The 25870-nt window shown below is 71.9% G+C and carries 22 protein-coding genes; 6 read left to right on the top strand and 16 right to left on the bottom strand.

Annotated features, from left to right (window positions below; all coding sequences use genetic code 11):
- Positions 1-90: 90 nt before the first annotated feature.
- Both F1721_RS20925 and gltB read right to left on the bottom strand, forming a co-directional pair.
- Positions 91-1593: a glutamate synthase subunit beta gene (locus tag F1721_RS20925; RefSeq protein WP_150068422.1), complete on the bottom strand. Its 1503-nt coding sequence runs from the start codon at positions 1591-1593 to the stop codon at positions 91-93.
- The gene (gene gltB, locus F1721_RS20920; protein ID WP_150068571.1) at positions 1586-6136 is read right to left on the bottom strand and encodes a glutamate synthase large subunit; all 4551 of its coding nucleotides are present in this window, start codon (positions 6134-6136) and stop codon (positions 1586-1588) included. The genes F1721_RS20925 and gltB overlap by 8 nt, the downstream gene beginning before the upstream one ends.
- 914 nt (positions 6137-7050) lie before the next feature.
- Between gltB and F1721_RS20915 the strand changes: the two genes are divergently transcribed.
- The 3 genes from F1721_RS20915 to F1721_RS20905 all read left to right on the top strand — a co-directional run bounded on the left by F1721_RS20915 (position 7051) and on the right by F1721_RS20905 (position 9948).
- Complete coding sequence (locus tag F1721_RS20915; protein ID WP_150068421.1) at positions 7051-8001, top strand: ABC transporter substrate-binding protein; 951 nt, start codon at positions 7051-7053, stop codon at positions 7999-8001.
- Positions 7998-9023, top strand: coding sequence for a FecCD family ABC transporter permease (locus F1721_RS20910; protein WP_150068420.1), 1026 nt, complete (start codon positions 7998-8000; stop codon positions 9021-9023). Before F1721_RS20915 ends, F1721_RS20910 begins: the two co-directional genes overlap by 4 nt.
- 151 nt (positions 9024-9174) lie before the next feature.
- Positions 9175-9948, top strand: coding sequence for an ABC transporter ATP-binding protein (locus tag F1721_RS20905; RefSeq protein WP_150068419.1), 774 nt, complete (start codon positions 9175-9177; stop codon positions 9946-9948).
- A gap of 348 nt (positions 9949-10296) precedes the next feature.
- On the opposite strand, the gene asnB is transcribed toward F1721_RS20905, so the two are convergent.
- Positions 10297-11790 (bottom strand): asparagine synthase (glutamine-hydrolyzing), encoded by a 1494-nt coding sequence (gene asnB / locus F1721_RS20900; RefSeq protein ID WP_150068418.1) that lies wholly within the window; start codon positions 11788-11790, stop codon positions 10297-10299.
- 79 nt (positions 11791-11869) lie between these two features.
- On the opposite strand from asnB, the gene F1721_RS20895 reads away from it, so the two are divergent.
- Positions 11870-12625, top strand: coding sequence for an IclR family transcriptional regulator (locus tag F1721_RS20895; protein ID WP_150068417.1), 756 nt, complete (start codon positions 11870-11872; stop codon positions 12623-12625).
- Between the two features lie 2 nt (positions 12626-12627).
- Here F1721_RS20895 and lgt read toward each other — a convergent pair whose 3' ends face one another.
- The 6 genes from lgt to F1721_RS20865 form a co-directional block, all read right to left on the bottom strand.
- The gene (lgt, locus tag F1721_RS20890) at positions 12628-13674 is read right to left on the bottom strand and encodes a prolipoprotein diacylglyceryl transferase (protein ID WP_150068416.1); all 1047 of its coding nucleotides are present in this window, start codon (positions 13672-13674) and stop codon (positions 12628-12630) included.
- Between the two features lie 313 nt (positions 13675-13987).
- Positions 13988-14782: a tryptophan synthase subunit alpha gene (trpA, locus tag F1721_RS20885; RefSeq protein WP_150068415.1), complete on the bottom strand. Its 795-nt coding sequence runs from the start codon at positions 14780-14782 to the stop codon at positions 13988-13990.
- Positions 14779-16047 carry a tryptophan synthase subunit beta gene (gene trpB, locus F1721_RS20880; RefSeq protein ID WP_150068414.1) on the bottom strand — a complete coding sequence of 423 codons (1269 nt, stop codon included), beginning with the start codon at positions 16045-16047 and terminating at the stop codon, positions 14779-14781. The genes trpA and trpB overlap by 4 nt, the downstream gene beginning before the upstream one ends.
- Before the next feature lie 40 nt (positions 16048-16087).
- Complete coding sequence (gene trpC / locus F1721_RS20875) at positions 16088-16900, bottom strand: indole-3-glycerol phosphate synthase TrpC (RefSeq protein WP_150068413.1); 813 nt, start codon at positions 16898-16900, stop codon at positions 16088-16090.
- A 279-nt stretch (positions 16901-17179) separates the two neighbouring features.
- The gene (locus tag F1721_RS20870) at positions 17180-17785 is read right to left on the bottom strand and encodes a Trp biosynthesis-associated membrane protein (protein ID WP_150068412.1); all 606 of its coding nucleotides are present in this window, start codon (positions 17783-17785) and stop codon (positions 17180-17182) included.
- Positions 17763-19340, bottom strand: coding sequence for an anthranilate synthase component I (locus F1721_RS20865; RefSeq protein ID WP_150068411.1), 1578 nt, complete (start codon positions 19338-19340; stop codon positions 17763-17765). Before F1721_RS20865 ends, F1721_RS20870 begins: the two co-directional genes overlap by 23 nt.
- An 89-nt stretch (positions 19341-19429) precedes the next feature.
- On the opposite strand from F1721_RS20865, the gene F1721_RS20860 reads away from it, so the two are divergent.
- Positions 19430-20041 carry a TetR/AcrR family transcriptional regulator gene (locus tag F1721_RS20860; RefSeq protein ID WP_150068410.1) on the top strand — a complete coding sequence of 204 codons (612 nt, stop codon included), beginning with the start codon at positions 19430-19432 and terminating at the stop codon, positions 20039-20041.
- 519 nt (positions 20042-20560) lie between these two features.
- On the opposite strand, the gene hisI is transcribed toward F1721_RS20860, so the two are convergent.
- The 4 genes from hisI to F1721_RS20840 form a co-directional block, all read right to left on the bottom strand.
- On the bottom strand, positions 20561-20899 hold the full coding sequence (gene hisI / locus F1721_RS20855) for a phosphoribosyl-AMP cyclohydrolase (protein ID WP_150068409.1): 339 nt from the start codon (positions 20897-20899) through the stop codon (positions 20561-20563).
- The gene (gene hisF, locus F1721_RS20850; protein WP_150068408.1) at positions 20896-21669 is read right to left on the bottom strand and encodes an imidazole glycerol phosphate synthase subunit HisF; all 774 of its coding nucleotides are present in this window, start codon (positions 21667-21669) and stop codon (positions 20896-20898) included. The genes hisI and hisF overlap by 4 nt, the downstream gene beginning before the upstream one ends.
- A gap of 108 nt (positions 21670-21777) precedes the next feature.
- Positions 21778-22749: an alpha/beta hydrolase gene (locus F1721_RS20845; RefSeq protein WP_150068407.1), complete on the bottom strand. Its 972-nt coding sequence runs from the start codon at positions 22747-22749 to the stop codon at positions 21778-21780.
- A 116-nt stretch (positions 22750-22865) separates the two neighbouring features.
- On the bottom strand, positions 22866-23285 hold the full coding sequence (locus F1721_RS20840; RefSeq protein ID WP_246155208.1) for a DUF2000 domain-containing protein: 420 nt from the start codon (positions 23283-23285) through the stop codon (positions 22866-22868).
- Between the two features lie 49 nt (positions 23286-23334).
- Between F1721_RS20840 and F1721_RS20835 the strand changes: the two genes are divergently transcribed.
- On the top strand, positions 23335-24165 hold the full coding sequence (locus F1721_RS20835; RefSeq protein ID WP_150068405.1) for a helix-turn-helix transcriptional regulator: 831 nt from the start codon (positions 23335-23337) through the stop codon (positions 24163-24165).
- Here the strand turns inward: F1721_RS20835 and priA are convergent.
- From priA to hisH, 3 genes are all read right to left on the bottom strand, one after another.
- On the bottom strand, positions 24131-24862 hold the full coding sequence (gene priA / locus F1721_RS20830) for a bifunctional 1-(5-phosphoribosyl)-5-((5-phosphoribosylamino)methylideneamino)imidazole-4-carboxamide isomerase/phosphoribosylanthranilate isomerase PriA (protein ID WP_150068404.1): 732 nt from the start codon (positions 24860-24862) through the stop codon (positions 24131-24133). The genes F1721_RS20835 and priA overlap by 35 nt on opposite strands.
- Before the next feature lie 174 nt (positions 24863-25036).
- On the bottom strand, positions 25037-25237 hold the full coding sequence (locus tag F1721_RS20825) for a hypothetical protein (RefSeq protein WP_211840550.1): 201 nt from the start codon (positions 25235-25237) through the stop codon (positions 25037-25039).
- Entirely contained in the window at positions 25234-25863 is a 630-nt protein-coding gene (gene hisH / locus F1721_RS20820) for an imidazole glycerol phosphate synthase subunit HisH (protein ID WP_150068403.1), read from the bottom strand. Before hisH ends, F1721_RS20825 begins: the two co-directional genes overlap by 4 nt.
- Positions 25864-25870: the final 7 nt, after the last annotated feature.

Genomic DNA, 25870 nt, shown 5'->3' with positions numbered 1-25870 from the left:
TCTTTCCGGTCAACCGGTGTGAAAGCCCGGGATGCGCGAAGGGCGCCTTACGCCGGTGGTTCCGGCGAAGGCGCCCTTCGGGTCAGCAGGTCAGACCGCGAGCGGCAAGGCCGTCGGGTGGACCGGGGACGGGAGCTGGGAGGCTCCGGTGAGGTGGGCGTCCACCGCGTTGGCCACCGAGCGGCCTTCGGCGATCGCCCAGACCACCAGGGAGGCTCCTCGGTGGGCGTCGCCGCAGACGAAGACGCCCGGGGCCGTGGTCTCCCAGTTGGAGCCGCAGCCGATCGTGCCGCGCTTGGTCAGGTCGATGCCCAGGCCGTCCAGGAGCGGCATGTGCTCGACGCCCTCGAAGCCGATCGCCAGGAGGGCCAGGTCGCAGGGCAGCTCCTCGACCTCGTCGGAGATCGGGACCACCTGGCGGCGGCCGTTCTCGTCGCGCTGGACCTTCACCTCGCGCAGGCGGACCGCGCGCACGTTGCCCTCGTCGTCGCCGACGAACGACTCGATCGCCACCGCGAACTTCCGCTCGCCCGCCTCCTCGTGCGCCGGGTAGGTGCGCAGGATGTACGGCCAGGTCGGCCACGGGGAGCGGTCGTCGTCGCGGGACGTCGGCGGCTGCGGGTAGTTGTCCAGCTGGGTCACCGACAGCGCGCCCTGGCGGGTCGCGGTGCCGTAGCAGTCCGCGCCGGTGTCGCCGCCGCCGAGGATGATGACGTGCTTGCCCTGCGCCGTGATCGACGCCGGGCCGTCGCCCTCGCACTCCTTGTTCGCCGGGACCAGGTGCTCCATCGCCAGGTGCACGCCCTTGAGCTCCCGGCCCGGGATGGTGGTGTCGTCGCGGCCGCGCAGCGCGCCCACCGCCAGCACCACCGCGTCGTAACCGGCCCGCAGGTCCTCGACCGACAGGTCCACGCCGACCTCGCAGCCGGTGATGAACTTCGTGCCCTCGTCGCGCATCTGCGCCAAGCGCCGGTCCAGGACGGACTTCTCCATCTTGAACTCGGGGATGCCGTAGCGCAGCAGCCCGCCGATGCGGTCGTCGCGCTCGTAGACGGTCACCTCGTGCCCGGCGCGGGTCAGCTGCTGGGCCGCCGCCAGCCCGGCCGGGCCGGAGCCGACCACGGCCACCCGCTTGCCGGTGTGCGCCTCGGTCACCTGCGCGGCGACGTAGTCGTTCTCCCAGCTGACCTCGGCGATGGTCTCCTCGACCCGCTTGATGGTCACCGCGCCGCCCGCTTCCGGGGAGATCGCCAGCACGCAGGCCGCCTCGCACGGCGCGGGGCACAGCTTGCCGGTGAACTCCGGGAAGTTGTTGGTGGCGTGCAGCCGGTCGCTGGCCGCCTGCCACTGGCCGCGGCGCACCATGTCGTTCCACTCCGGGATCAGGTTGCCCAGCGGGCAACCTGCCGAACCCGAGTGGCAGAACGGGATGCCGCAGTCCATGCAGCGCGAGGCCTGCGTGGAGACCTGGGCGTTGCGGTCCTCAGCGGACAGCGCCGCGTAGACCTCCTGCCAGTCGCCCAGCCGGTCGTCGGTGGGGCGCTTGGGGGCGTCGGCCCGGGTGTGCTTCAGGAATCCCCTCGGGTCAGCCACGGGAAGCCTCCATGATCGCCTCGTCGATGTCCCGGCCCTCGATCTTGGCCATCCGCATGGCCTCCAGGACCCGCTGGTAGTCGCGCGGCATCACCTTGCGGAACGCCGCCGAGCGCCGCGGCCAGTCGCCCAGCAGCGAGGCCGCCACCGCCGAACCGGTCAGCTCGCGGTGCCGCTGCACGATCTCGTGCAGCCACTTCAGCTCCTTGGCGCTGGGCCGCTGCAGCTCCACCATCGCGGTGTTCACCCGCACCGGGTCCAGGTCCAGCACGTAGGCGATGCCGCCCGACATGCCGGCGCCGACGTTGCGGCCGGTGCCGCCCAGCACCACCGCGCGACCGCCGGTCATGTACTCGAAGGCGTGGTCACCGGCGCCCTCCGCCACCAGCAGCGCACCGGAGTTGCGGACGCCGAAGCGCTCGCCGACCTTGCCGCGCAGGAAGATCTCGCCGCTGGTCGCGCCGTAGCCGATCACGTTGCCCGCGATCACCTGGTCCTCGGCGGCGAACGCCGAATCCGGGTGCGGGCGCACCACGATCCGCCCGCCGGACAGGCCCTTGCCGACGTAGTCGTTGGCGTCGCCGACCATGTCCAGCGTGACGCCCGGCGGCAGGAACGCGCCCAGCGACTGCCCGGCCGAGCCCTCCAGCTCGACGTGGATGGTGTCGGCGGGCAGGCCCTCGCCGCCGTAGCGGCGGGTGACCTCGGCGCCCAGCAGCGTGCCGACGGTGCGGTTGACGTTGCGCACCGGCAGCTGCAGCTTCACCGGGCGGGCGTCCTCCAGCGCCGCCTCGGCGAGCTGGATCAGCGTGCGGTCCAGCGCCCGGTCCAGGCCGTGGTCCTGCTCGCGGACCCGGCGCCGCACCGGCGAGTACGGGGTCTGCGGCTCGGCGAACACCGGGGTCAGGTCCAGGCCGCGGGCCTTCCAGCTCTGCACCGCCTCGTCCACGCCGAGCGCGGAGACCTGGCCGATCGCCTCGTCCAGGGTGCGGAAGCCCAGCTGCGCCAGGTACTCGCGCACCTCCTGGGCGATGAACTCGAAGAAGTTCACCACGTGGTCGACCTGGCCGGTGTAGCGCTTGCGCAGCTCCGGGTTCTGGGTCGCCACGCCCACCGGGCAGGTGTCGAGGTGGCAGACGCGCATCATCACGCAGCCCTCGACCACCAGCGGCGCGGTGGCGAAGCCGTACTCCTCGGCGCCCAGCAGCGCGGCGACCACGACGTCGCGGCCGGTCTTGAACCCGCCGTCGACCTGCACCGTGATGCGGTCCCGCAGGCCGTTGAGCAGCAGCGTCTGCTGGGTCTCGGCCAGCCCGACCTCCCACGGCGTGCCCGCGTGCTTCAGCGAGGTCAGCGGCGCGGCGCCGGTGCCGCCGTCGTGGCCGGAGATCAGCACCACGTCCGCGTGCGCCTTGGACACACCCGCCGCGACCGTGCCGACGCCGATCTCCGAGACCAGCTTGACGTGCACGCGGGCGTGCTCGTTGGCGTTCTTGAGGTCGTGGATCAGCTGCGCCAGGTCCTCGATGGAGTAGATGTCGTGGTGCGGCGGCGGCGAGATCAGCCCGACGCCCGGCGTCGAGTGCCGGGTCTTGGCGACCCACGGGTAGACCTTGTGGCCGGGCAGCTGGCCGCCCTCGCCGGGCTTGGCACCCTGCGCCATCTTGATCTGGATGTCGGTAGCGTTGACCAGGTACTCGCTGGTCACGCCGAACCGGCCGGAGGCGACCTGCTTGACCGCCGAGCGCCGCTCCGGGTCGTAGAGGCGGTCGACGTCCTCGCCGCCCTCGCCGGAGTTGGACTTGCCGCCGATGCGGTTCATCGCGATCGCCAGCGTCTCGTGCGCCTCGGCGGAGATCGCGCCGTAGCTCATCGCGCCGGTGGAGAACCGCTTCATGATCTCCGAGATCGGCTCGACCTCGTCGATGTCGATCGGCTCCCGGCCGCTGTCCAGCTTGAACAGCCCGCGCAGCGTGCCGCCCTCGGCCGACAGCCGGTCGCACTCCGCGGTGTACTTGCGGAACACGTCGTACTTGCCGGTCTTGGTGGAGTGCTGGAGCAGGAACACCGTCTCCGGGGTGAACAGGTGCAGCTCGCCCTCGCGGCGGTAGGAGTAGTCGCCGCCGATCTCCAGCTTGCGGTGCACCCGCTCGGTCGGGTTGTCCGGGTAGGCGCGGCGGTGCCGCTGCGCGACCTCCTCGGCCAGCACGTCCAGCCCGACGCCGTCGAGCTTGGAGGTGGTGCCCTCGAAGTACTCGCCGACCAGGTCGGCGGACAGCCCCACGGCCTCGAAGACCTGCGCGGCGGTGTAGGCGCCGACGGTGGAGATGCCCATCTTGGACATCACCTTCAGCACGCCCTTGACCAGCGCCTGCACGTAGTTGCGGATCGCCACCTTCGGCCGGACGCCGGTGATCTGCCCGGTGGCGATCATGTCCTCGATGGTCTCGAACGCCAGGTACGGGTTGACCGCCGCGGCGCCGTAGCCGAGCAGCGTGGCGATGTGGTGCACCTCGCGGGCGTCACCGCTCTCCACCACCAGCGCCACGCGCAGCCGCTCCTTGGTCCGCACCAGGTGCTGGTGCACCGCGGAGACCAGCAGCAGCGACGGGATCGGCGCCATCCGGTGGTCGGAGTCGCGGTCGGAGAGCACCAGCACGCGCGCACCGGCGGCGATCGCCTCGGAGGCCTCCTCGCGGACCCGCTCGATGGCGTCGGCCAGCGCCTCGCCGCCGCCGTCCACCTCGTAGAGGCCGGACAGCACCGCGGAGGCGAAGCCGGGCAGGTCGCCGTCGTCGTTGACGTGGATGAGCTTGGCCAGCTCGTCGTTGTCGATGACCGGGTTGGGCAGCACGATGTGGCGGCAGGACGCCGCCGACGGCGCCAGCAGGTTCTGCTCCGGGCCCATCACGCGCGCCACCGAGGTGACGATCTCCTCGCGGATGGCGTCCAGCGGCGGGTTGGTGACCTGCGCGAACTGCTGCACGAAGTAGTCGTAGAGCATCCGCGAGCGCTGCGAGAGCACGGCGGGCGGGGTGTCCGCGCCCATCGAGCCCAGCGGCTCGCCACCGCTGGTGGCCATCGGCGCCAGCAGCAGGTTCAGCTCCTCCTCGGTGTAGCCGAAGGCCAGCTGGCGGCGCACCACCGACTCGTGGGTGTGCACCACGTGCTCGCGGTCGGGCAGCTCGTCGAGGTTCAGCAGCCCGGCGTGCAACCACTCCTCGTAGGCGTGCTCACCGGCCAGCTCGGACTTGATCTCCTCGTCGTCGACGATGCGGCCCTGCGCGGTGTCGATCAGGAACATCCGGCCCGGCTGCAGCCGCCCCTTGGCGACCACCTCGGACGGGTCGACGTTGAGCACGCCGGTCTCGCTGGCCAGCACCACCCGGTCGTCGGCGGTGCGCCACCAGCGCGCCGGGCGCAGGCCGTTGCGGTCCAGCACCGCGCCGACCAGCGAACCGTCGGTGAAGGTGACGCAGGCCGGGCCGTCCCACGGCTCCATCAGGCTGGCGTGGAACTGGTAGAACGCCTTGCGCTTGGGGTCCATCTCGGCGTGGTTCTCCCACGCCTCCGGCACCATCATCAGCACCGCGTGCGGCAGGCTGCGACCGCCCAGGTGCAGCAGCTCCAGCACCTCGTCGAAGGAGGCGGAGTCCGAGCCGTCCTCGGCGCAGATCGGGTACAGCCGGGACAGCTCGCCCGGGATCAGGTCGGAGGCCAGCAGCGCCTCGCGGGCCCGCATCCGGTTCCGGTTGCCGCGGATGGTGTTGATCTCGCCGTTGTGCGCCACGTAGCGGAACGGGTGCGCCAGCGGCCACGACGGGAAGGTGTTGGTGGAGAACCGGCTGTGCACCAGCGCGATGGCGCTGACCAGCCGCTCGTCGGTCAGGTCCGGGAAGAACGCGGGCAGCTGCTCGGTGGTCAGCATGCCCTTGTAGACCATGGTCCGGCTGGACAGCGACGGGAAGTAGAGCTCCAGGCCCTCCTTCGCGGCGGTCCGCTCGGCGCGCTTGCGCAGGCAGAACGCCAGGCGATCCAGCTCCAGCCCGGACTCGTCGCCCAGCCCGGCGACCAGCAGGGTCGCGAAGTGCGGCATGCACTTCAGCGCCGTGGTGCCCACGCCCGCCTTCTCCGGGGTGATCGGCACGTCGCGCCAGCCCAGCACGCGCAGCTGCTCCTCGGCGGCGATCCGCTCGACCAGCTCCACCGCGCGGCGGCGCTGCTCGGGGTCGGCGGGCAGGAACGCCATGCCCGCGGCGTAGCGGCGCTGCCCGGCCGCATCGGCATCCGGCAGCTCGACCCCGGCGTCGGCGCGCAGCAGCTCGTCCGGGAGCTGGATCAGGATGCCCGCACCGTCGCCGCTGGTCGGCTCGGCGCCGGCGGCCCCGCGGTGCTCCAGGTTCGCCAGCGCGGTCAGCGCATCGGCGACGATGCCGTGGGAACGGCGCCCGCGGATGTCGGCGACCATGGCGACACCGCAGGAATCCTGCTCCGCAGCCGGGTCGTACAGGCCCTGGGCTGCTGGGACGGCGGAGAAGACCACTGCGCAGACCTCCCTCGTCATTTCTCGTGCTGGAAGCCGACGGCCGGACCGGTCTGACTTCACCTCTGGGCACGGGACGACGCTGGCCCGCAGATGACTTCCGGTGTCGCGACAGAAGTTTTCGGGCTTTCGAGAGCCCGCTCGCGACCGGAGCGTTTAGAGAACTTTAACAGCCACGATACCCGGAAGCAGCACTCCAGAAGTGATGCTGACCATCTTGTTGTAACGCACCCGTGTGGGTTACGGAACTGGGCTCTTCTTCCTCTGCGTAGCGGTGCGGGTAGCGGAACCTCAGAGGCCCCTGGCTGCGGGATCCCGAACTTGAGCATGTCCAATACGCGGCGTTCGGGCTGCCCTCGCCAGGTGATCTCTGAGAACCCGCGGCGGTGCGAGTTGCGAGGGTGGGCAATGCGCCTGCGGCGCATGCGACCCCCACCGCGCGGTGCCGGTCATGCGTCGCGATTGCGGTTTACCGCTGGAAGCGGCTTCGCCGCTTGCCTGACGATGGCGGTCCGCACCCTGGCCCAGCTGCTTCTCCTCCGGCGGAGGTGCGCCCCGCCAACCGTTCGGACCGGGCGCCGGTGGACACGATGCGTCGCCAAATCTAACCGCTGGGTCGCCGCGAGGGTAGCCCCGTGCGCGAGGACACCCCGCAGCCGCTCGGCGGCTTGATCGGTCCCTGATATCTTTCCAGCTCAGAGCACCCGTTCGCGGGTGCTCGCGGGACGCCAGCGCCAAGCGAAACCGGTGCGAACCCGGTGCTGTGCCGCAACTGCGATGGCCCGGTCCGCCGCCGGGCACGAGCCAGGTCGCCTTGCGCGTGGTGTCGATGTCCGCCACCCCCGGTGCAGGGGTGCGGTGTCCGGTCGCCCCGGCCGCGCCCTGCACGCACCGGCCGAAACCGTAGGGAAGACATGACCGGGCTCCGCCGACTCGCCACCCTGCTGCTCGCCGCACTGGCCCTGCTCATCGGGGTCACGGCGTGCGCCACCCGACCCCACTCCCAGACCACCGCCCCGGCCGACGACCCGGCTTCGGCGTTCCCGGTCAAGGTGGAGCTGCCCGGCCAACCCCCGGTGACCCTGCCGCAGCAGCCGAAGCGGATCATCTCGCTGTCCCCGACCGCCACCGAGACGCTCTTCGCCATCGGCGCCGGGGACCAGGTCATCGCCGTCGACCAGCTGTCCAACTACCCGGTGGAGGCGACGCGGTCCAAGAAGAAGGTCGCGTCGGCGTTCGAGGCCGACGCCGCGTCGCTCGCCGCGAACGAGCCGGACCTGGTCATCGCCCCGGACAGCGCGGCCGAGCTGGCCAAGGGCCTGGAGGCGGCCGACGTGCCGACGCTGCTCACCCCGGCGGCGGCGAACCTGGACGAGACCTACCGGCAGATCGAGGTGCTGGGCCAGGCCACCGGGCACACCCAGCAGGCCACCGAGCTGGTCAACCGGACGCGCGCGGAGATCGACGAGATCGTCCGCAAGACCCCGAAGCCGGCCGAGCCGCTGACCTACTACCACGAGATCAGCCCGGACTTCTACACCGCGACCTCGGCGAGCTTCGTGGGCAACGTCTACAGCCTGTTCGGCATGCACAACATCGCGGACCCGGCGGAGACCAGCTTCCCGCAGCTGTCCGAGGAGCACATCCTGCAGGCCAACCCGGACCTGATCTTCCTGGCGGACACCAAGTGCTGCCAGGTCACCAGCGCCGCGGTGGGCGCCCGGCCCGGCTGGGGCACGCTGGACGCGGTGCGCGACGGCCTGGTCGTCGAGCTCGACGACGACGTCGCGAGCCGGTGGGGCCCGCGGGTGACCGAGATGGTGCGCGCCATCGCAGACGGGATCACCAAGGCCCAGCAGAGGTGACCGGGCGCGCCCTGCCGCAGACCAAGCTGCGCCCCCGGCACCTGGTGATCGGGGTGGCGGTGCTGCTGGCCAGCGTGGTGCTGTCGGTGCTGCTGGGCGCGGCCGAGCTGGGCTGGCGGCGGGTGCTCGCCGAGGTCGTCGCGCAGCTCACCGGCGGCGAGTCGCCGCTGTCGGAGCGCGAAGCGGCCATCCTCTGGTACCTGCGGGTGCCGCGGGTGGTGCTCGCGGTGCTGGTGGGCGCGGCGCTGGCGGTGTCCGGGGCGGCGTTCCAGGGCGTGTTCCGCAACCCGCTGGCCGATCCGTACCTGCTGGGCGCGGCGGCCGGTGCGGGCCTCGCGGTCACCGTGGTGCTCACCGGTGCGCCGCAGGCCGCGCTGTCCGTGCCGGTGCAGGCCGCGGCCTTCGCCGGGGCGCTGGGCGGGGTCGGCCTGACCTGGCTGGTCGGGCGGTCGGCGGGCCGGGAGACCACCACGCTGGTGCTGGCCGGGGTCGCCGTCGGGGCGTTCCTCACCGCCGGGCAGACCTTCGTGCAGCAGCTGCGGGTGGAGTCGTTGCAGCAGGTCTACATGTGGATCCTCGGGCGGCTGTCCACCACGGGCTGGCGGGAAGTGCTGATCGTGCTGCCGTACCTGGTGATCTCGGCGGTCGTGCTGTGCGTCTGCGCGCGGCTGCTGGACCTGCTGGGCACCGGGGACGAGGAGGCCGCCGCGCTCGGGGTGCACCCGGCACGGGTGCGGTTCCTGGTGCTCGTGGCGGCGTCGCTGGCCACCGCGGCCGCGGTGTCGACGGCGGGGCTGATCGGGTTCGTCGGCCTGGTGGTGCCGCACCTGGTGCGGTTGGGCATGGGCGGCAGCTTCCGGATCATCGTGCCGATGTCCCTGCTGCTCGGCGGCGCGTTCCTGGTGCTGGCGGACATGCTGGCCCGCACCCTGCTGGCCCCGGCGGAGATCCCGATCGGCGTGATCACGGCCTTCACCGGAGCCCCGTTCTTCGCCCTCCTCCTCCACCGGAGGCGCGCATGAGGGGCCCCGCTCAACCTGTGCCGACCCGTACCGACCACCCACCCGACCGCACCTCAGGGGACCGTGACGCGACCCAGCCACAAGAAACCCCGAAAACCGCGAGATCACCCCGAAACGCCACCACCACTTTGAATCGCGGAGAGGCGGTACTGTGAGTCGGTTGGAAGTGCGCGAGCTGTCGGCGAGCTACCGGCGGGGCACGGTGCTCTCCGGGGTTTCGGCCACTGTGGACGCCGGTGGCTGGCTGGGCATCATCGGCCCGAACGGCGCGGGCAAGTCGACGCTGCTGAAAGCCATCGCCGGGCTGGTGCGCCACGAGGGCGCAGTGCTGGTCGACGGCCGTCCGCTGGCCGAGCTGCGCCGCCGCGAACGGGCCCGCGCGATCGGCTACGCACCGCAGATCCCGCAGCTGCCCATCGGCCTGACCGTCACCGACTACGTGCTGCTCGGCCGCACCCCGCACCTCGGCCTGCTGGGCCGTGAAGGCCCGGGCGACCTGGAGGTCGTGCGCACCGTGCTCGACCGCCTCGACCTCGCGCGACTGGCGGAACGCGCCCTGGCCACGCTCTCCGGCGGCGAGCGCCAGCGCGCCGTGCTGGCCCGCGCCCTGGCGCAGCGGGCGGGGGTGCTGCTGCTCGACGAGCCGACGACCGGTCTGGACGTCGGGCACGCGCAAGCCCTGCTCGACCTGGTCGACGAGCTCCGCCGGGAGCTGGGCACCACGGTGGTCATGACGCTGCACGACCTGACGCTGGCAGCGCAGTACGCGGAGCGCCTCCTCCTGCTGGACTCCGGCCGGGTGGCGGCCGAGGGCACCCCCGCCGAGGTGCTCACCCCGGAAGCCCTGGAGCAGCGCTACACGGCCCGCGTCACGGTCCTCCACACCCCCGACGGCTCACCCGTCATCGCCCCGATCCGGGGCTGAGCCCCGCGCGAGGAGGACGCGATTTCACTGAGGTTTTTCCAACCTCGTTCTGCGTGGCGGTGCAAGTGGCGGAACCTCAGCGCCTGCCTGGACTGCGGGGTCCCTGACTTATGTATGACCCGATACACGGCGTCAGGGCCGTCCTCGCCAGGCGAACGCTGAGAACCCGCGGCGGTGCAAGCTGACAGCGTGGGTTATGCGCCTGCGGCGCATGCGACACCTGCCGACCGGTGCCGACCGCCCGTCGCAGCTGCGGTCCACGGGCAGGATGAACAAGTTCAATGGAAATCGGACGTCCGACTTCCATTGAAATCGCGCACCCGGGTGTCGTGTCGGATCGGAGGGGTGTCAGGCGGTGGCGAAGCGGGTGAGGACGGCTTCCGGGCGGACGTTCGGCAGGGCGTTGCGGAAGGTCCGGTGGTAGGCCAGTTCCTCCTTGGTCCGGACCGGGGCGTCGGTGGTGGCCAGGTCCGCGTCGGTCACTCGCGATTCCCAGTGCGGGGTGAGCAGGTCCTGCGCACCGCTGCCGGTGCCGAACTGGGACTTGCGCCGCCACAGCAGTTCGTCGGGCAGCCAGCCGGTGAACGCGCGGCGCAGGTGGGCCTTCTCCACACCGTTCTCGAGCTGCTTCAGCTCGTCCGGCAGCGACATCGCGTGCGCGATGACGTCCGCGTCCAGGAACGGCACGCGGGCTTCCAGACCGTGCGCCATGGTGACTCGGTCGCAGCGCTGCAGGTTCAGCCCGTGCAGCTCGCCGATGGTGCGGGCGAGCTCGTCGGGCAGCTCGGCGGCGTGCGAGCGGTGGTAGTAGCCGTACCCGGCGAACAGCTCGTCCGCGCCTTCCCCGGTCAGCACCGCCTTGACGTGCTGGGCGGCCAGCTCGGCGAGGAACCAGTTGGGGACCGCGCTGCGGATCAGGCTCGCGTCGAAGGACTCGACGGACTCCACCACGGCGTCGAGCGCGGCGATCGCGCGGTCGGCGTCGAAGACCGCTTCGCGGTGCTCGGTCCCGAGGTGCTCCGCGGCGGCGCGGGCGGCCAGCAGGTCCGGTGAGTCGGCGGTGCCGACCGCGAAGGTCTTCAGCCGCTGCCCGACCGCGGCGCGCTCCTCGGCGGCGATGGCGGCGACGATGCTGGAGTCCAGGCCGCCGGAGAGGAACACCCCCACCTCGACGTCGGCCATCAGGTGCCGCCGGACGGAGTCGATGAGCACCTCGCGGGTCGTCTTCTCGGCGATCTCGGTGGGCAGCCCGGACCAGTCCGGCAGCACCTCCGGCACCGGGTCGGCGAACCGGACGAGACCGGTCCCCGGCGTCCAGAAGCACCCGGGCGGGAAGGTCTCGACGGCGGCCTGCACCGCGGTCGGGAAGGCGCGCAGCTCGGAGGCGAAGTAGCGGACCCCGCCGACCTCGGCCCAGTACAGCGGCTTGATGCCGAGCCGGTCCCGGGCCGCGACGAACCGGCCGTCCGGCGCTGCCGCGCACAGCGCCCACATGCCCCGCAACCGGTCCAGCGCGGCGGGCCCGGACCGCGCCAGGAGCACCAGCGCGGACTCGCTGTCCGAAGCGGTGCGGAAGTCCTGCTCGCCGAGCTCGTCGCGCAGTTCCTCGTGGTTGTAGATCTCGCCGTTGCAGACCAGGGACCACCCGCCCGGTCCGGCGAGCGGCTGGCGCCCGCCGTCGAGGTCGACGATCGACAGCCGGACGTGCCCGAGCCACGCGTGCCCGCCGACCTGCCGGTGGTCCCGGCCGTCGGGACCGCGGTGCTCGATCGCGTCGAGCATCGGCGCCCCCTCGGCGGTCGGGACGGACGTCGGGTGGTGCAAAGCCGCAATTCCACACATGGAACTCGACCGTAGGAACGGCGAGCGCATGAAACAACTGAAGTTGCTCCATACGCACGGCCTGATTGAGAATGGTGCGGTGACCACCGATGGCTTGAGCAGCGTCCAGCGAGCTTTGGACGTGCTGCGCGCGCTCGGATCCGGACCGCTGCGGGTGCAGTCGGTCGCCGAAGCGCTGGGCAAGGAGAAGACGCAGGTCTCGCGCACGCTGAAGGTGCTGGCCGAAGGCGGCTTCGTCGAACGCGACCCGGAAACGCTGGAGTACCGGCTGGGCTGGCAGCTGTTCGCGCTCGCCGGAGCAGCCAGCGAGAGCCGCCTGCTGCAACAGGCTTCACCCGTGGTCCGCGACCTCATGCGCACCACGGGTGAAGCGGCGTACTTGACGGTGCTCAGCGGCAACGCCGCCGTGACGGTGCTGGCCGAACGCCCGGGACGAGCGCTCCAGGCCAACGAGTGGATCGGCAGGCTCTCCCCGCTCAACTGCACGGCCAGCGGCAGAGCCCTGCTGTGCGGCCGCCCCGCCGACGAGGTCGACGCGATCCTGAACGCCCAACCGGAAAGGCTGCCCGGCACCGAACGAGCACCCCGAACCCCGGACGAGATCCGGGCCCGCCTGCACGCCGAGCAGAACGCGGGCTACAGCGTCGCCGCCGAGGAGTCCGAACCGGGCCTGGTCGCCGTCGCGGCCCCGGTCCGCGACTTCCGCGGCGCGACCGTCGCCGCGCTCAACGTCTCCGCCCCGGTCTTCCGGCTACCGCCGGACGACCTCGACCGCGCCGCGGCCGCGGTGGTCGACGCCGCTGCGCGGCTCTCCCACGCGCTCGGCGCCGCGTAGCGTCAGTCCTTCTCGGCGCTCCGCGCCTGCGAGCCGCTGTCGCCTCCGGCGTCCTCGGCTTTCGCCTCGGTCGCCTCCGGCTCGGCCTCATCCGCCTCCGGCTTCTTCGGCTCCTCCACGTCCGCCTTCGCCTTCGGCTCCGCCGGGGCTTCGCCCGGCATCGGCTTGCCCTTCAGCTGCTCGGGGTCCTCGCGGCCGCCCCGGACGATCACCAGGTACAGCACCGCGCCCGCGAAGACGATCAGCGAGGTGAAGATGTTGATGCGGATGCCGAAGAGGAGGGTGGCGTCGTCGGTGCGCATCATCTCGATCCACAACCGGCCGAGGGTGTAGCCCGCGACGTAGAGCGCGAACACCCGGCCGTGCCCCATCCGGAACTTGCGGTCCGCCCAGAGGACCAGCGCGAAGACCAGCAGGTTCCACAGCAGCTCGTAGAGGAACGTCGGGTGCACGACGAACATCGGCGTGGAGTCGACCGCGACCCCGCCGATCGGGTCGTTGAGGCCGGTGGCCGGGTCGACGCGCCGGTAGATCTCCAGGCCCCACGGCACGGTCGTCTCCGCGCCGTAGAGCTCCTGGTTGAACCAGTTGCCCAGGCGGCCGATGGCCTGAGCCAGGATGATGCCGGGCGCGACGGCGTCGGCGAACGCGGCCAGCGGGACGCCGCGTCGGCGGCAGCCGATCCAGGCGCCCACCGCGCCGAGGGCGACGGCGCCCCAGATGCCCAGGCCGCCTTCCCAGATCTTGAGCGCGTCCAGCGGGTTCCGGTCCGGGCCGAAGTACTTGTGCCAGTCCGTGGCCACGTGGTAGAGCCGACCGCCGACCAGGCCGAACGGCACCGCGAACACCGCGATGTCGATGACCGTGCCTTCGGTGCCACCGCGCGCGACCCAGCGTCGGCTGCCGATCCAGACCGCGGCGATGATGCCCGCGATGATGCACAGCGCGTAGGCGCGCAGGGGGACCGGGCCGATGTACCACACACCTTGCGGCGGGCTCGGGATGTTGGCCAAGAACGAATTCGCCGTGGCGGCAACCGGGGCACTCACAGCGCTAACGGTATCGGTCGCCCCAGCACGGGGCGCGCGGCCCCCGCTCGGGTTCCGGGCGGGGGTCCGTTCACCGCGTTGCGCCTCGGCGAACAGCGCACCGCCATCACCCGTTCAGCCGAACCGGGGATGGCTCCGGGGCCGGGTCACGCGCGATTTCCATTGAAATCGGACGTCCGATTTCAATGGAAATTGCGTGTCCCGTCGGCACGCGCGAGGCCTGGTACCTGCGGTGCGGACGGGCGCCGAGGTTCCGCCAGCCGCACCGCCAGAACCTCGGTGGAGATCGCGGTCGGACGGCGGAACTTCAGCTTCAGCGGCTGCGGACGCCCCGGGCCAGTTCTTCGGTGAGCTCTCGGACCCCGGCGACGCCGTTCTGCTCCGCGGCGGTCACGAAGGCCGAGCCGACGATGACGCCGTCCGCGAAGGAGGCGACCTCGGCCGCCTGCTCGCCGGAGCGCACGCCGAGGCCCACGCCGATCGGCAGGTCCGTGTGCGCGCGGGTGCGCTGGACCAGGCCCGCCGCCGCGGAGCCGACGCTCTCGCGGGCGCCGGTCACGCCCATCACCGACGTCGCGTAGATGAACCCGCTGGTCGCCTTCGAGGTCAGGGCCAGCCGCTCCTCCGTGGAGGACGGGGCGACCAGGAAGATCCGGTCCAGCCCGTGCTCGTCGGTGGCGGCGATCCAGTCCTCGCCCTCGTCCGGGATCAGGTCCGGGGTGATCACGCCGAGCCCGCCGGCGGCCTTGAGGTCGCGGGCGAAGGCGTTCGGGCCGTAGTGGTGCACCGGGTTCCAGTAGGTCATCACCACGGCGTTCCCACCGGCCTCGGCGATCGAGGAGACCACGTCGAAGACGTCGCGGAGCCGGAAGCCCGCGCGCAGCGCCTTGTCGCTGGCCGCCTGGATGGTGGGGCCGTCCATCACCGGGTCGGAGAACGGGATGCCGACCTCGACGACGTCGCACCCGGCCGAGCCGTCGGCGCCGGTCAGCATCGCCCGGAACAGCTCCTTGGACTCCGCCACCGTCGGGAACCCGGCGGGCAGGTACCCGATCAGCGCGGCGCGCTGCTCCTCCCGGCAGGCCTGGAAAACCTCGCGCAGGCTCACCGCGCACCCTCCTGAGCCTCGTCGACGAGCCCGAAGTACTTCGCCGCCGTGTCCATGTCCTTGTCACCCCGGCCGGAGAGGCTGACCACGATGATCGCCTCCGGGCCGAGCTCCTTGCCGAGCTCCAGCGCCCCGGCCAGCGCGTGCGCGGACTCGATGGCCGGGATGATGCCCTCGGTCCGCGACAGCAGCTTGAACGCCTGCATGGCCTCGTCATCGGTCACCGGCCGGTACTCGGCGCGGCCGACGTCCTTCAGGTACGAGTGCTCCGGACCGACGCCCGGGTAGTCCAGCCCGGCCGAGATCGAGTACGCCTCGACGACCTGCCCGTCGTCGTCCTGCAGCAGGTAGGAGCGGGCGCCGTGCAGCGTGCCGGGGGTGCCCTCGCAGAGGGTCGCGCCGTGCTCGCCGGACTCGATGCCGTGCCCGGCCGGTTCGAACCCGACCAGCCGCACGTCCGGGTCGTCGATGAAGCCGTGGAAGATGCCGATGGCGTTGGAGCCGCCGCCGACGCAGGCCGCGACCGCGTCGGGCAGCCGACCGGTCATCTCCAGCACCTGCTCGCGGGCCTCGTCGCCGATGACCCGGTGGAAGTTGCGGACCATCATCGGGAACGGGTGCGCGCCCGCGGCGGTGCCCAGCAGGTAGTGGGTGTGGTCGACGTTGGCGACCCAGTCCCGCAGCGCCTCGTTGATGGCGTCCTTGAGGGTCGCCGAGCCGGTGCTGACCGGGATGACCTCCGCGCCCAGCAGCCGCATCCGCGCCACGTTGAGGGCCTGCCGCTCGGTGTCGACCTTGCCCATGTAGATCACGCACTCGAGGCCGAGCAGGGCGCAGGCGGTGGCGGTGGCCACGCCGTGCTGCCCGGCGCCGGTCTCGGCGATGACCCGGCGCTTGCCCATCCGCTTGACCAGCAGCGCCTGGCCCAGCACGTTGTTGATCTTGTGCGAGCCGGTGTGGTTGAGGTCCTCCCGCTTGAGCAGGATCCGCGCGCCGCCCGCGTGCTCGGCGAACCGCTTGGCCTCGGTCAGCAGCGACGGGCGCCCCGCGTAGTTGCGCAGCAGGTCGTCGAGCTCGGCGAGGTACTGGGGGTCGCGCTGCGCCTTGGCGTACTCGGCGGCGAGCTCGTCCTGCGCCGCGATCAGCGCCTCCGGCATGAACCGGCCGCCGTACTCCCCGAAGTGGCCGCGCTCGTCCGGGTCGTGCCCCTCCGGCACGGCCTTGCCCTGCCGGTGTGCGCGCGCGGTGTCCGCCCCCACGGTCATTGCCCTACCTCCTGTGCTCCGCCGACCCCGCGCCGCCCGATCACCGGCTCGGCCGCGGACATGCGGGGTGCGACCCGGCGGTCACCAGCTGGGTGACGGCCGTCTTGGGATTGTCGCTGGTCACCAGGCCTTCGCCCACCAGCACCGCGTCCGCGCCCGACCCCGCGTAGGCCATCAGGTCGCTGGGTCCGCGAACCCCGGACTCGGCGATCTTGAGGACGTCCTGCGGCAGTCCCGGCGCGATCCGGCCGAACACGTCGCGGTCGACCTCGAGCGTATGCAGGTTGCGGGCGTTGATGCCAATCACTTTCGCCCCTGCCTCGAGCGCGCGGTCGGCCTCCTCGGCGGTGTGCACCTCGACCAGCGCGGTCATGCCCAGCGACTCGACCCGGTCCAGCAGCGCTTCCAGCGCGTTCTGCTCCAGCGCCGAGACGATCAGCAGCACCATGTCCGCGCCGTGCGCGCGGGCCTCGTGCACCTGGTACGGGCTGACGATGAAGTCCTTGCGCAGCAGCGGGGTGCCGGTGACCCGGGCGCGCACCGCGTCGAAGTCGGCCAGCGATCCGCCGAACCGGCGGCCCTCGGTGAGGACGCTGATCACCCGCGCCCCGGCGTCGGCGTAGTCGGCGGCCAGCTCGGCCGGTTCGCCGATCTCGGCCAGCTCGCCCTTGGACGGGCTGCGCCGCTTGACCTCCGCGATGACACCCACGCCGGGGGCCCGCAAGGCGGCGAGCACGTCGTGCGGCGGCGGCGCCGCCGCGGACAGCTGCTTGATCTCGTCGAACGGAATCGCGGATTCGCGAACTGCCAGATCTTCGCGAACGCCTTCGATGATGGATTCCAGAACGGTCACGCGAACACCTCGCCGGCCCTGCCCCGAACAGCCACCCGCAAGTCCTCGATCCACGAGTTGGATGCGCAGATGAACTCATTGCGCTCGATCACGACACTCCCCTTCCCGCCGTGCCGTCGCATGGCCGATGCTAAACCTCACCCGGGGTCCGGCCCACCAAGGGGTGTCCGGAACGTCCCAGCGCAGCAAGGACCTTCGACCCTTGCGCGCAGGCGGTGCGACCGTTCGGAACCGTGCCGAACTGGGTTTTCCGGCCTCGCGGGGAAACTTGAAGTAAATTCAGCGATCCTGATCGTCGGTCGGATCGCGACCGGCATCCAGGTCCTGCCACATCTGCCGGTCCGGATCGTGGGATTTCCGCTTCGCCGTCCCGGGTGCCGAATACTTCGCGCCCATCGCGGGCATCCGCCCGGCTCGCAGCAGCACCAGCGCCCCGGCCAGCACCAGCAGCACCGCGGCGACCAGCACCAGCAGCGGCCCGTACGGCTGTGCGGCGACCTCGCCGACCGGGGTGCTGCCCGGCGGCGCGTCCGGCGCGCTCGTCACCGTCAGGCCGCCGGTGAACGCCTGCACGCCGCGCCAGGCCAGCGCGGCGCCCGCGACGACCACCAGCAGGCCCACCAGCCGCCGCAGCCAGCCGCCGGTGGCCAGCACCGCGGCCACGGCGGCCAGCGATGCCAGCGCCATCGGCACGAGCTCCGGGCGCAGGTCCGCGCCCGTCAGCCCGACGAGGACCTCGTTGCCGAACGAACCGCGGAACAGCTGCTCGGCCCAGACCAGCGCGCTGGCGCCCCACAGGACCCCGGCCGCGGCCAGCGCCAGCAGCACGACCAGCCACAACAGCCCTCTGGACCGGCTCGGTTCAGATCCCGGCTCGGTGGTCAACCCGCTCCTCCGTCACCTGCTCGCCGCGCGGCCGGGACAGCGTCTCCGCCGTCGCGACCGCGTTCAGCACCGCGCGCGCCTTGTTCAGGCACTCCTGGTCCTCCGCAACCGGGTCCGAGTCGGCCACGATCCCGCCACCGGCCTGCACGTACGCCGTGCCGTCGCGGACCAGCGCGGTGCGGATCGCGATCGCGGTGTCGGCGTCCCCGGCGAAGTCCAGGTAGCCGACCACCCCGCCGTACTGGGCGCGGCGCGTCGGCTCCAGCTCCTCGATCAGCTCCAGCGCGCGCGGCTTGGGCGCACCGGACAGGGTGCCCGCCGGGAAGCAGGCCGCGATCGCGTCGAAAGCCGTCTTGTCCTCGGCGAGCTGCCCGGTCACGGTCGACACGATGTGCATGACGTGGCTGTAGCGCTCGATGCGGAAGAAGTCGACGACGTGCACCGAACCCGGCTTGCAGACCCGGCCCAGGTCGTTGCGGCCGAGGTCGACGAGCATCAGGTGCTCGGCGCGCTCCTTGTCGTCGTTGAGCAGCTCCTTCTCCAGCAGCGAGTCCTCGTCCTCGTCGGCGCCGCGCCAGCGGGTCCCGGCGATCGGGTGCGTGGTGGCCTGGCCGTCGCGCACCGTCACCAGCGACTCCGGGCTGGAGCCGACGATGTCGAACGGGGTGCCGCCGTCCGGCGCCTCCAGCCGCAGCAGGTACATGTACGGGCTGGGGTTGGTGGTGCGCAGGACGCGGTAGATGTCCAGCGCGTCGGCGGTGGTGGCCATCTCGAAGCGCTGGGAGACCACCACCTGGAACGCCTCGCCCGCGCGGATCGCCTCCTTCGCCTTCTCCACCGCCGCGTGGTGCTCCTCGGGCTGGCGGCGGCGGACGAACTGCGGGGCGGGCCGGGAGAAGGCGGCCACCGTGGGCGCCGACGGCGTGCACAGCTGCTCGGTCATCTCGTCCAGGCGGCGCACCGCGTCGTCGTAGGCCGCGTCCACCCGCTCCGGGCTGTCGTCCCAGTTCACCGCGTTGGCGATCAGGGTGATGGTGCCCTCGTGGTGGTCCAGCGCGGCGAGATCGGTGGCCAGCAGCATGACCAGCTCGGGGATCTGCAGGTCGTCCTCGGTGAGCTCGGGCAGCCGCTCCAGCCTGCGCACCGCGTCGTAGCCGAGGTAGCCGACCATGCCGCCGGTCAGCGGCGGCAGCCCCGGCAGCGGGTCGGTCTGCAGCAGGCGGACCGTCTCGCGCAGCGCCTGCAGCGGGTCACCGCCCTCGGGCAGGCCGACGGGCGGGGTGCCCGTCCAGTGCGCCTGGCCGTCGCGGACGGTCAGCGCGGCGGCGCTGCGGGCACCGACGAAGGACCATCGCGACCAGGAGCGCCCGTTCTCCGCGGATTCGAACAGGAACGTCCCGGGGCGGTCCCCGGCGAGCTTGCGGTACACCCCGAGCGGGGTCTCGTCGTCCGCGAGCAGCCGCCGCACCACCGGGATCACCCGGCGATCCGCGGCCAGGGCGCGGAACTCCTCGCGTCCGGGACTGATTGAGCCGATATCACCGTCGCCGACCATGTCGTCATTGTGCCGCGCACCCGTTCCGGCCCGCGCGCGCCCTCCGGGCCGCTTTGCCCCCACCCCGCCGCTGCGGCCAGGATGAGCGGGTGAGCAGTGCAACGAACGGCACCGGGCCCAAGCGGCGCGGGCGGCGCCCCAGCGGCGCCGACACCAAGGCCGCGCTGCTGGCGGCGGCCCGCGAGGTGTTCACCGAGCAGGGCTACGACGCGGCGACGGTCCGCGCCATCGCAGCGCAGGCCGGGGTCGACCCGGCGATGGTCAACCACTGGTTCGGCGGCAAGGCCGGGCTGTTCTCCGCCGCGGTCCACATCCCGGTGAACCCGGACGAGATCGTGCCGATGCTGCTGACCGGGGACCGGGAGCACCTGGCCGAGCGGTTGCTGCGGCGGTTCCTGGCGGTGTGGGACAACGCCGAGGGCGGCCAGTTCGCGGCCCTGGTGCGCAGCATCGCGTCCAACGAGAACGCGGTGGCGATGCTCCGGGAGTTCATCCAGAACGTGATGTTCGAGAAGCTGATCAAGGCCCTCGACGTGGACCAGCCGGACCTGCGCGGAGCGCTCTGCGGGTCCCAGATCGTCGGCCTGGGCATGGCCCGCTACGTGGTCCGCCTGGAACCCCTGGCCTCAGCCGACCACGACACGGTGGTGGCGGCGATCGCCCCCAACCTCCAGCGCTACCTCACCGGCGACCTCGGCTGAGGCACCGGACCGCAGTTTCAGTGAGGTTTTTCCAACCTCGTTCTGCGTGGCGGTGCCGGTGGCGGAACCTCAGCGCCCGCCTGGACTCCGGGTGCCCAACTTTATGTATGCCAATACACGGCAGTTGGGCCGTCCTCGCCGGAAGGAACCCCAGAGGGGTGGGCACCGTGAACCCGCGGCGGTGCGAGCTGCGAGGGTGGGCTATGCGCCTGCGGCGCATGCGACACCTGCCGACCGGTGCCGGTCGCCCTTCGCAGCTGCGGTCCACGGACAGGATGAAAAAGGCTCAGTTGAAACCGCGGTTCCCACCCACGGGGGATCACAGTTTCAATTGAAACTGCACCCGTCGGCGCGTCCGGCGCCCGACATGCCGACGGATGTGGGCAGGTCGTCCGGGTTCCTGCGACTTCAATGGAAATCGGAGGTCCGATTTCCATTGAAATCGCGTGCACCCCGGAGACCGAGCGCCTGCGGACGGCCAACGGCAACGGCACCGCAGCGGAAGCCAGCCGCTGGGACTCAGCTCAGCAGGACGTCGGCGTCGAAGCAGGTTCGGTCTCCGGTGTGGCAGGCCGCGCCCTCCTGGTCCACGACCAGGAGGATCGTGTCGCCGTCGCAGTCCAGGCGGACCTCGTGCACGTGCTGGGTGTGGCCGGAGGTCTCGCCCTTGACCCAGTACTGCTGGCGGCTGCGGGAGAAGTAGGTGGCGCGGCGGGTGGTGAGGGTGCGGTGCAGCGCCTCGTCGTCCATCCACGCCATCATCAGCACCTCGCCGGTGCCGCGCTGCTGCGCGATCGCCGCGACCAGCCCGTCGGCGTTGCGCTTGAGGCGAGCCGAGATCGCCGGGTCCAGACTCATCGCACCGTGATCCCTTCCGCCCGCATGGCGTCCTTGACGTCGCTGATCTTCAGCTGTCCGAAGTGGAACACGCTGGCGGCCAGCACCGCGTCGGCCCCCGCGTGCACCGCGGGCGCGAAGTGCTCCACGGCCCCGGCTCCGCCGCTGGCGATCAGCGGCACGTCCACCACCGCCCGCACCGCGCGGATCATCTCCAGGTCGAACCCGGACTTGGTGCCGTCGGCGTCCATCGAGTTCAGCAGGATCTCGCCGACGCCGAGCTGCTGGCCCCTCGCCGCCCACTCGACCGCGCAGATCCCGGTGCCGCGGCGACCGCCGTGCGTGGTGACCTCGTAGCCGGACGCGGTCGGCTGCCCGCCTTCGGGCACCCGGCGCGCGTCCACCGACAGCACCACGCACTGGGCGCCGAAGCGCTGCGAGGCCTCGCTGAGCAGCTCGGGCCGGGCGATCGCCGCGGTGTTGAGGCTGACCTTGTCCGCCCCGGCGCGCAGCAGCCGGTTGATGTCCTCGGGGCTGCGCACGCCGCCGCCGACGGTCAGCGGGATGAACACCTGCTCGGCGGTGCGGCGGACCACGTCGAAGGTGGTCTCCCGGTTGCCGGAGGAGGCCGTGACGTCCAGGAAGGTCAGCTCGTCGGCGCCCTCCGCGTCGTAGGCGCGGGCGAGCTCGACGGGGTCGCCCGCATCCCGGAGGTTGGTGAAGTTCACACCTTTGACGACCCGCCCCTGATCGACGTCCAAGCAGGGGATCACACGCACCGCAACGGCCATGCCCCCAGGGTAGAGACACGGCCGCGCGGCGCGGCGGATGGGGCGATTTCGCGCGAAACCGCCACTCGCGCCCCACGGGAAACGGCGGTTTCGCGCGAGATCGGCGTTTCAGCCGCCCCAGCCGACGTACGGCCGGACCGGCGGGTTCTCCGTCGGCGGCACCGCCGCGCAGCGCGCGCCCTCCGGCGGGACGACGCCGTCGACGAGGTACCGGTCGACGGCCGAGACGGTGCACCCGCTGCGGGAGTAGACGCCGTGGCCCCAGCCGTCGTAGGTCAGCAGCGCGGCCTGCTCGATCTGCCGGTCCACATTGGTCGCCCAGGCGTAGCCGGTGGCCGGGTCGTGCTGGGCGTTGGCGATCAGGACGGGGGCTTCGGTGCGGATCTGCGGCACGTGCTGGGGGTTCTGGACCGGCGAGGGCCAGTCGATGCAGCCCCACGCGACCCCGCCGCCCAGGCCGAACCGCATGTGCGGCGCGACGTCGTTCTGCCGCTGCCACTCCTGCGCGTACTGCTCGGCGGTGTCGACGTCGGTGTTCCAGTCGCCGCAGAACGCGGCCACCGAGTACGGGATGGTCTCGGGTGCGGCCTGCGCGGTCGGCGTCGGCCGGTCGTCGCGCAGCGCCTTGAGCTGCTCCGCGAGCGACTGCCAGTTCGGCCCGTAGAAGTGGCCGAGCGTGCTGCGGCTCAGCTCCACCGGCCCGATCGGCGTGCTGGGGTCGCCCGGCGCGTGCAGCTCGCCGTTCTCGGCCCGCTTGTAGAGCTCGTCGTAGACCGCGCCGACGTCTTCGCCGTGCAGCGCGCACTGCGCGTCCTCCGCGCACCACTTCGCCAACTCGGCGAAGGAGTCCTCGGCCGTCTCCGCTTCCGTGACGAGGAAGTCGCTGGCGCTGAGGCTGTGGTCCATGACGCTGTCGAGGACCAGCGCGCGGACCCGGTCGGGGAAGTTCTCCGCGTACATCTGGCCGACCAGCGTGCCGTAGGAGATGCCGTAGAGGCTGAGCTGCTCCTCGCCGAGCGCCCGCCGGACCGCGTCGATGTCGCGGGCGACGCTGACCGCGTTCGCGATCGAGATCCGCATCTCGGACCTCGATCGCGATCATGGCGGGGCGCACCCCCGATCGACTCGGGGCTTCTCCCTTAGCCGACCCCCATTTCAGCTGGTAGAAGGCATGGTCACTGCGCCGGGCGCGAACCTCACGGGTGCATCCGGGCGCCCTTGAGCACCTTGTCCACCGCGTTGCGCGGCCCGTGCACGGCCAACCCCACCAGGTCGAGGTGATCGGTGCCCACCGCCCGCACGGCCGCCCGGTTGTCCCGGTCGTTGCCGGTGCTGAACAGGTCAGCGGTGAACACCGAGATCCGCAGCGAGCGGGACAGCGCTCGCCGGTGCGCGGCGGTCAGCACCTCCTTCGCCCCCTCGAAGACCAGCACGGGCTGGCGGAACATCGGCAGGTACTCGACGTCGTCGGCGTCCGCGTACGGCTCGCCGATCAGCTCCGGTTCCGCCGTGCCGAGCCCGCTGACCGCGAAGGCGGTCACGTTCAGCCGCTGCCAGGTCGCCAGGTCGTCCCGCAGCAGCACGGCGATCTTGGTGTCGAAGCGCTCTGTTCCCATGCCCCGATGCTGCGCCCCGGGCACCGCCGCGGTCTTGTACGTTCTTTGCATGGCGCCCCAGCAGGAGATCACGGCGTGGCGCCCGTCCGTCCCGGGTGTCGTGGAGGTCTTCCACGCCCACTTCACCGAGCACGCGTACCCGCTGCACGTCCACGACGCCTGGACGCTGCTGATCGTCGACGACGGGGCGGTCCGCTACGACCTGGACCGCCACCAGCGCGGCACCCCGGACGGAACGCTCAGCCTGCTGCCGCCCCACGTCCCGCACAACGGAACCTCGGCCACTCCCCGCGGTTTCCGCAAGCGCGTGCTCTACCTCGACGCGACGCAGCTGGACGAGAGCTTCATCGGGCCCGCCGTGGACGGCCCGGAGATCACCGACCCCGCCCTGCGCACCCGCATCGGACAGCTGCACGCGGCCCTGGCCACCCCGGGCGAGGAGTTCGAGGCGGAGAGCCGGTTGGCCCTCATCAGCCACCGGCTGCGCGAACACCTGCGCCCGCGGCTCGCCGTCGCCAGCCCGGTGACCGACCGCGGCATCGCGCAGGACCTGCGCGACCTCCTGGACTCACGGCTCGTGGCGGGCACGACACTGGCGGAAACCGCGCAGCTGCTGCACGCGCACCCGGCGCATCTGGTGCGCGCCTTCAGCACCGCGTTCGGCATCGCGCCGCACCAGTACCTGACGGCGCGGCGCGTCGACCTGGCCCGCCGCCTGCTCCTCGACGGCCGACCGCCGAGCGAGGTCGCGACCGCGGCAGGCTTCTACGACCAGTCCCACCTCGCGCGCCACTTCAAGCGGATCCTGGGCGTACCCCCGGGCCGCTACGCCCGAACCGGCTCGGTCAGCGGACGGCGGCGAGGGCTTCTTCGAGGGTGAAGTTCTGCGCGTACAGGGCCTTGCCGACGATGGAGCCCTCCAGGCCGAGCGGAGCCAGCTCCGACAGCGCCACCAGGTCGTCCACGCTGGACACCCCGCCGGAGGCGATCACCGGCGCCTCGGTGCGGGCGCAGACCTCGCGCAGCAGCTCGGTGTTCGGGCCCTGCAGGGTGCCGTCCTTGCTCACGTCGGTGACCACGTAGCGGCGGCAACCGGCCGCGTCCAGCCGCGCCAGCACCTCCCAGAGGTCGCCGCCGTCCTTGGTCCAGCCGCGGGCGGCCAGCCGGTGGCCCTGCTCGGTGATCCGCACGTCCAGGCCGACCGCGACCCGCTCGCCGTACTCGGCGACCACGCGGTCCGCCCACTCCGGGTTCTCCAGCGCCGCGGTGCCCAGGTTGACCCGCGCGCAGCCGGTGGCCAGCGCCGCCTCCAGCGAGGCGTCGTCGCGGATGCCGCCGGAGAGCTCCACCTTGACATCGAGCTTGCCGGTCACCTCGGCCAGCAGTTCGCGGTTCGAGCCGCGGCCGAACGCCGCGTCCAGGTCGACGAGATGGATCCACTCCGCCCCCGCGCGCTGCCAGGCCAGCGCGGCCTCCAACGGGTCGCCGTAGGAGGTCTCGGAACCGGCGGCGCCCTGCACGAGGCGGACGGCCTGCCCGTCGGCAACGTCAACTGCGGGAAGCAACGTGAAGCTCACGCCCCAACCCTACTGTCCCGGCCCCGACCGGCCGCGACCGCACCGCCGTCACCCGCCGGACGCGCGGTCCGCAGGGGAAGGTGGTCGTACTGCTGGTCAGGTCCCGCGAGTACTTTCCGGGGCTATAGCCCCACCACGTGCTCACGATCTCTGACCTGCAGCAGGACGGCGAAGTCAGCGGCGGGAGCGCTCCGAGTACAGCACCGCCACCACCGGCACCGCGAGCACGACCAGCACCAGCAGCAGCACCGTCCACAATGCGAAACCGGCCTGCAGCAGGTAGGGCGCGCCGATACCGGCGATCATCCCGAACGCCAGCACGGTGGCGATCAGCTTGATCGCCCGCTGGCCGAGCATCCCGTTGCGGCGGGTCACAAGGTGTCCAGCCAGTTGCGCAGCAACCGGGCGCCCGCCTCCCCGGACTTCTCCGGGTGGAACTGGGTCGCCATCAGCGGACCGTTCTCCACCGCGGCGACGAACCGCTCGCCGTGCTCGGCCCAGGTCACCCGCGGCGGCGCGATCGAGTCCCCGGGCTCCAGCTCCCACCGGCGCACGCCGAAGGAGTGCACGAAGTAGAACCGGGTGCCCGGCTCCATCCCGGCGAACAGCACGCTGTCCGCCGGGGCGTCGACCTCGTTCCAGCCCATGTGCGGCAGGACGTCGGCCTGCAGCCGCTCGACGGTGCCCGGCCACTGACCGCAGCCGTTGGCCTGCATGCCGTGCTCGACGCCCTGCTCGAAGAGCACCTGCATGCCCACGCAGATGCCCAGCACCGGTCGGTCGCCCGCCAGCCGGTGGTCGATGATCTTGTCGCCGCCGACCTCCAGCAGACCCTCCATGCAGGCCGCGAAGGCGCCCACACCGGGGACCACCAGACCGTCGGCCTCCATCGCGGCACGATGGTCGGCGGTCACCTCGACGTCGGCGCCGACGCGCTGCAGCGCGCGTTCGGCGGAGCGGAGGTTGCCTGATCCGTAGTCCAAGATGACGACTCGTGCCACGGATCCA

This window comes from Saccharopolyspora hirsuta (assembly GCF_008630535.1).
Taxonomy (GTDB): domain Bacteria; phylum Actinomycetota; class Actinomycetes; order Mycobacteriales; family Pseudonocardiaceae; genus Saccharopolyspora; species Saccharopolyspora hirsuta.
The sequence above is the reverse complement of the archived record's forward strand: the minus strand, read 5'-3'. Positions and strand labels throughout refer to the sequence as shown.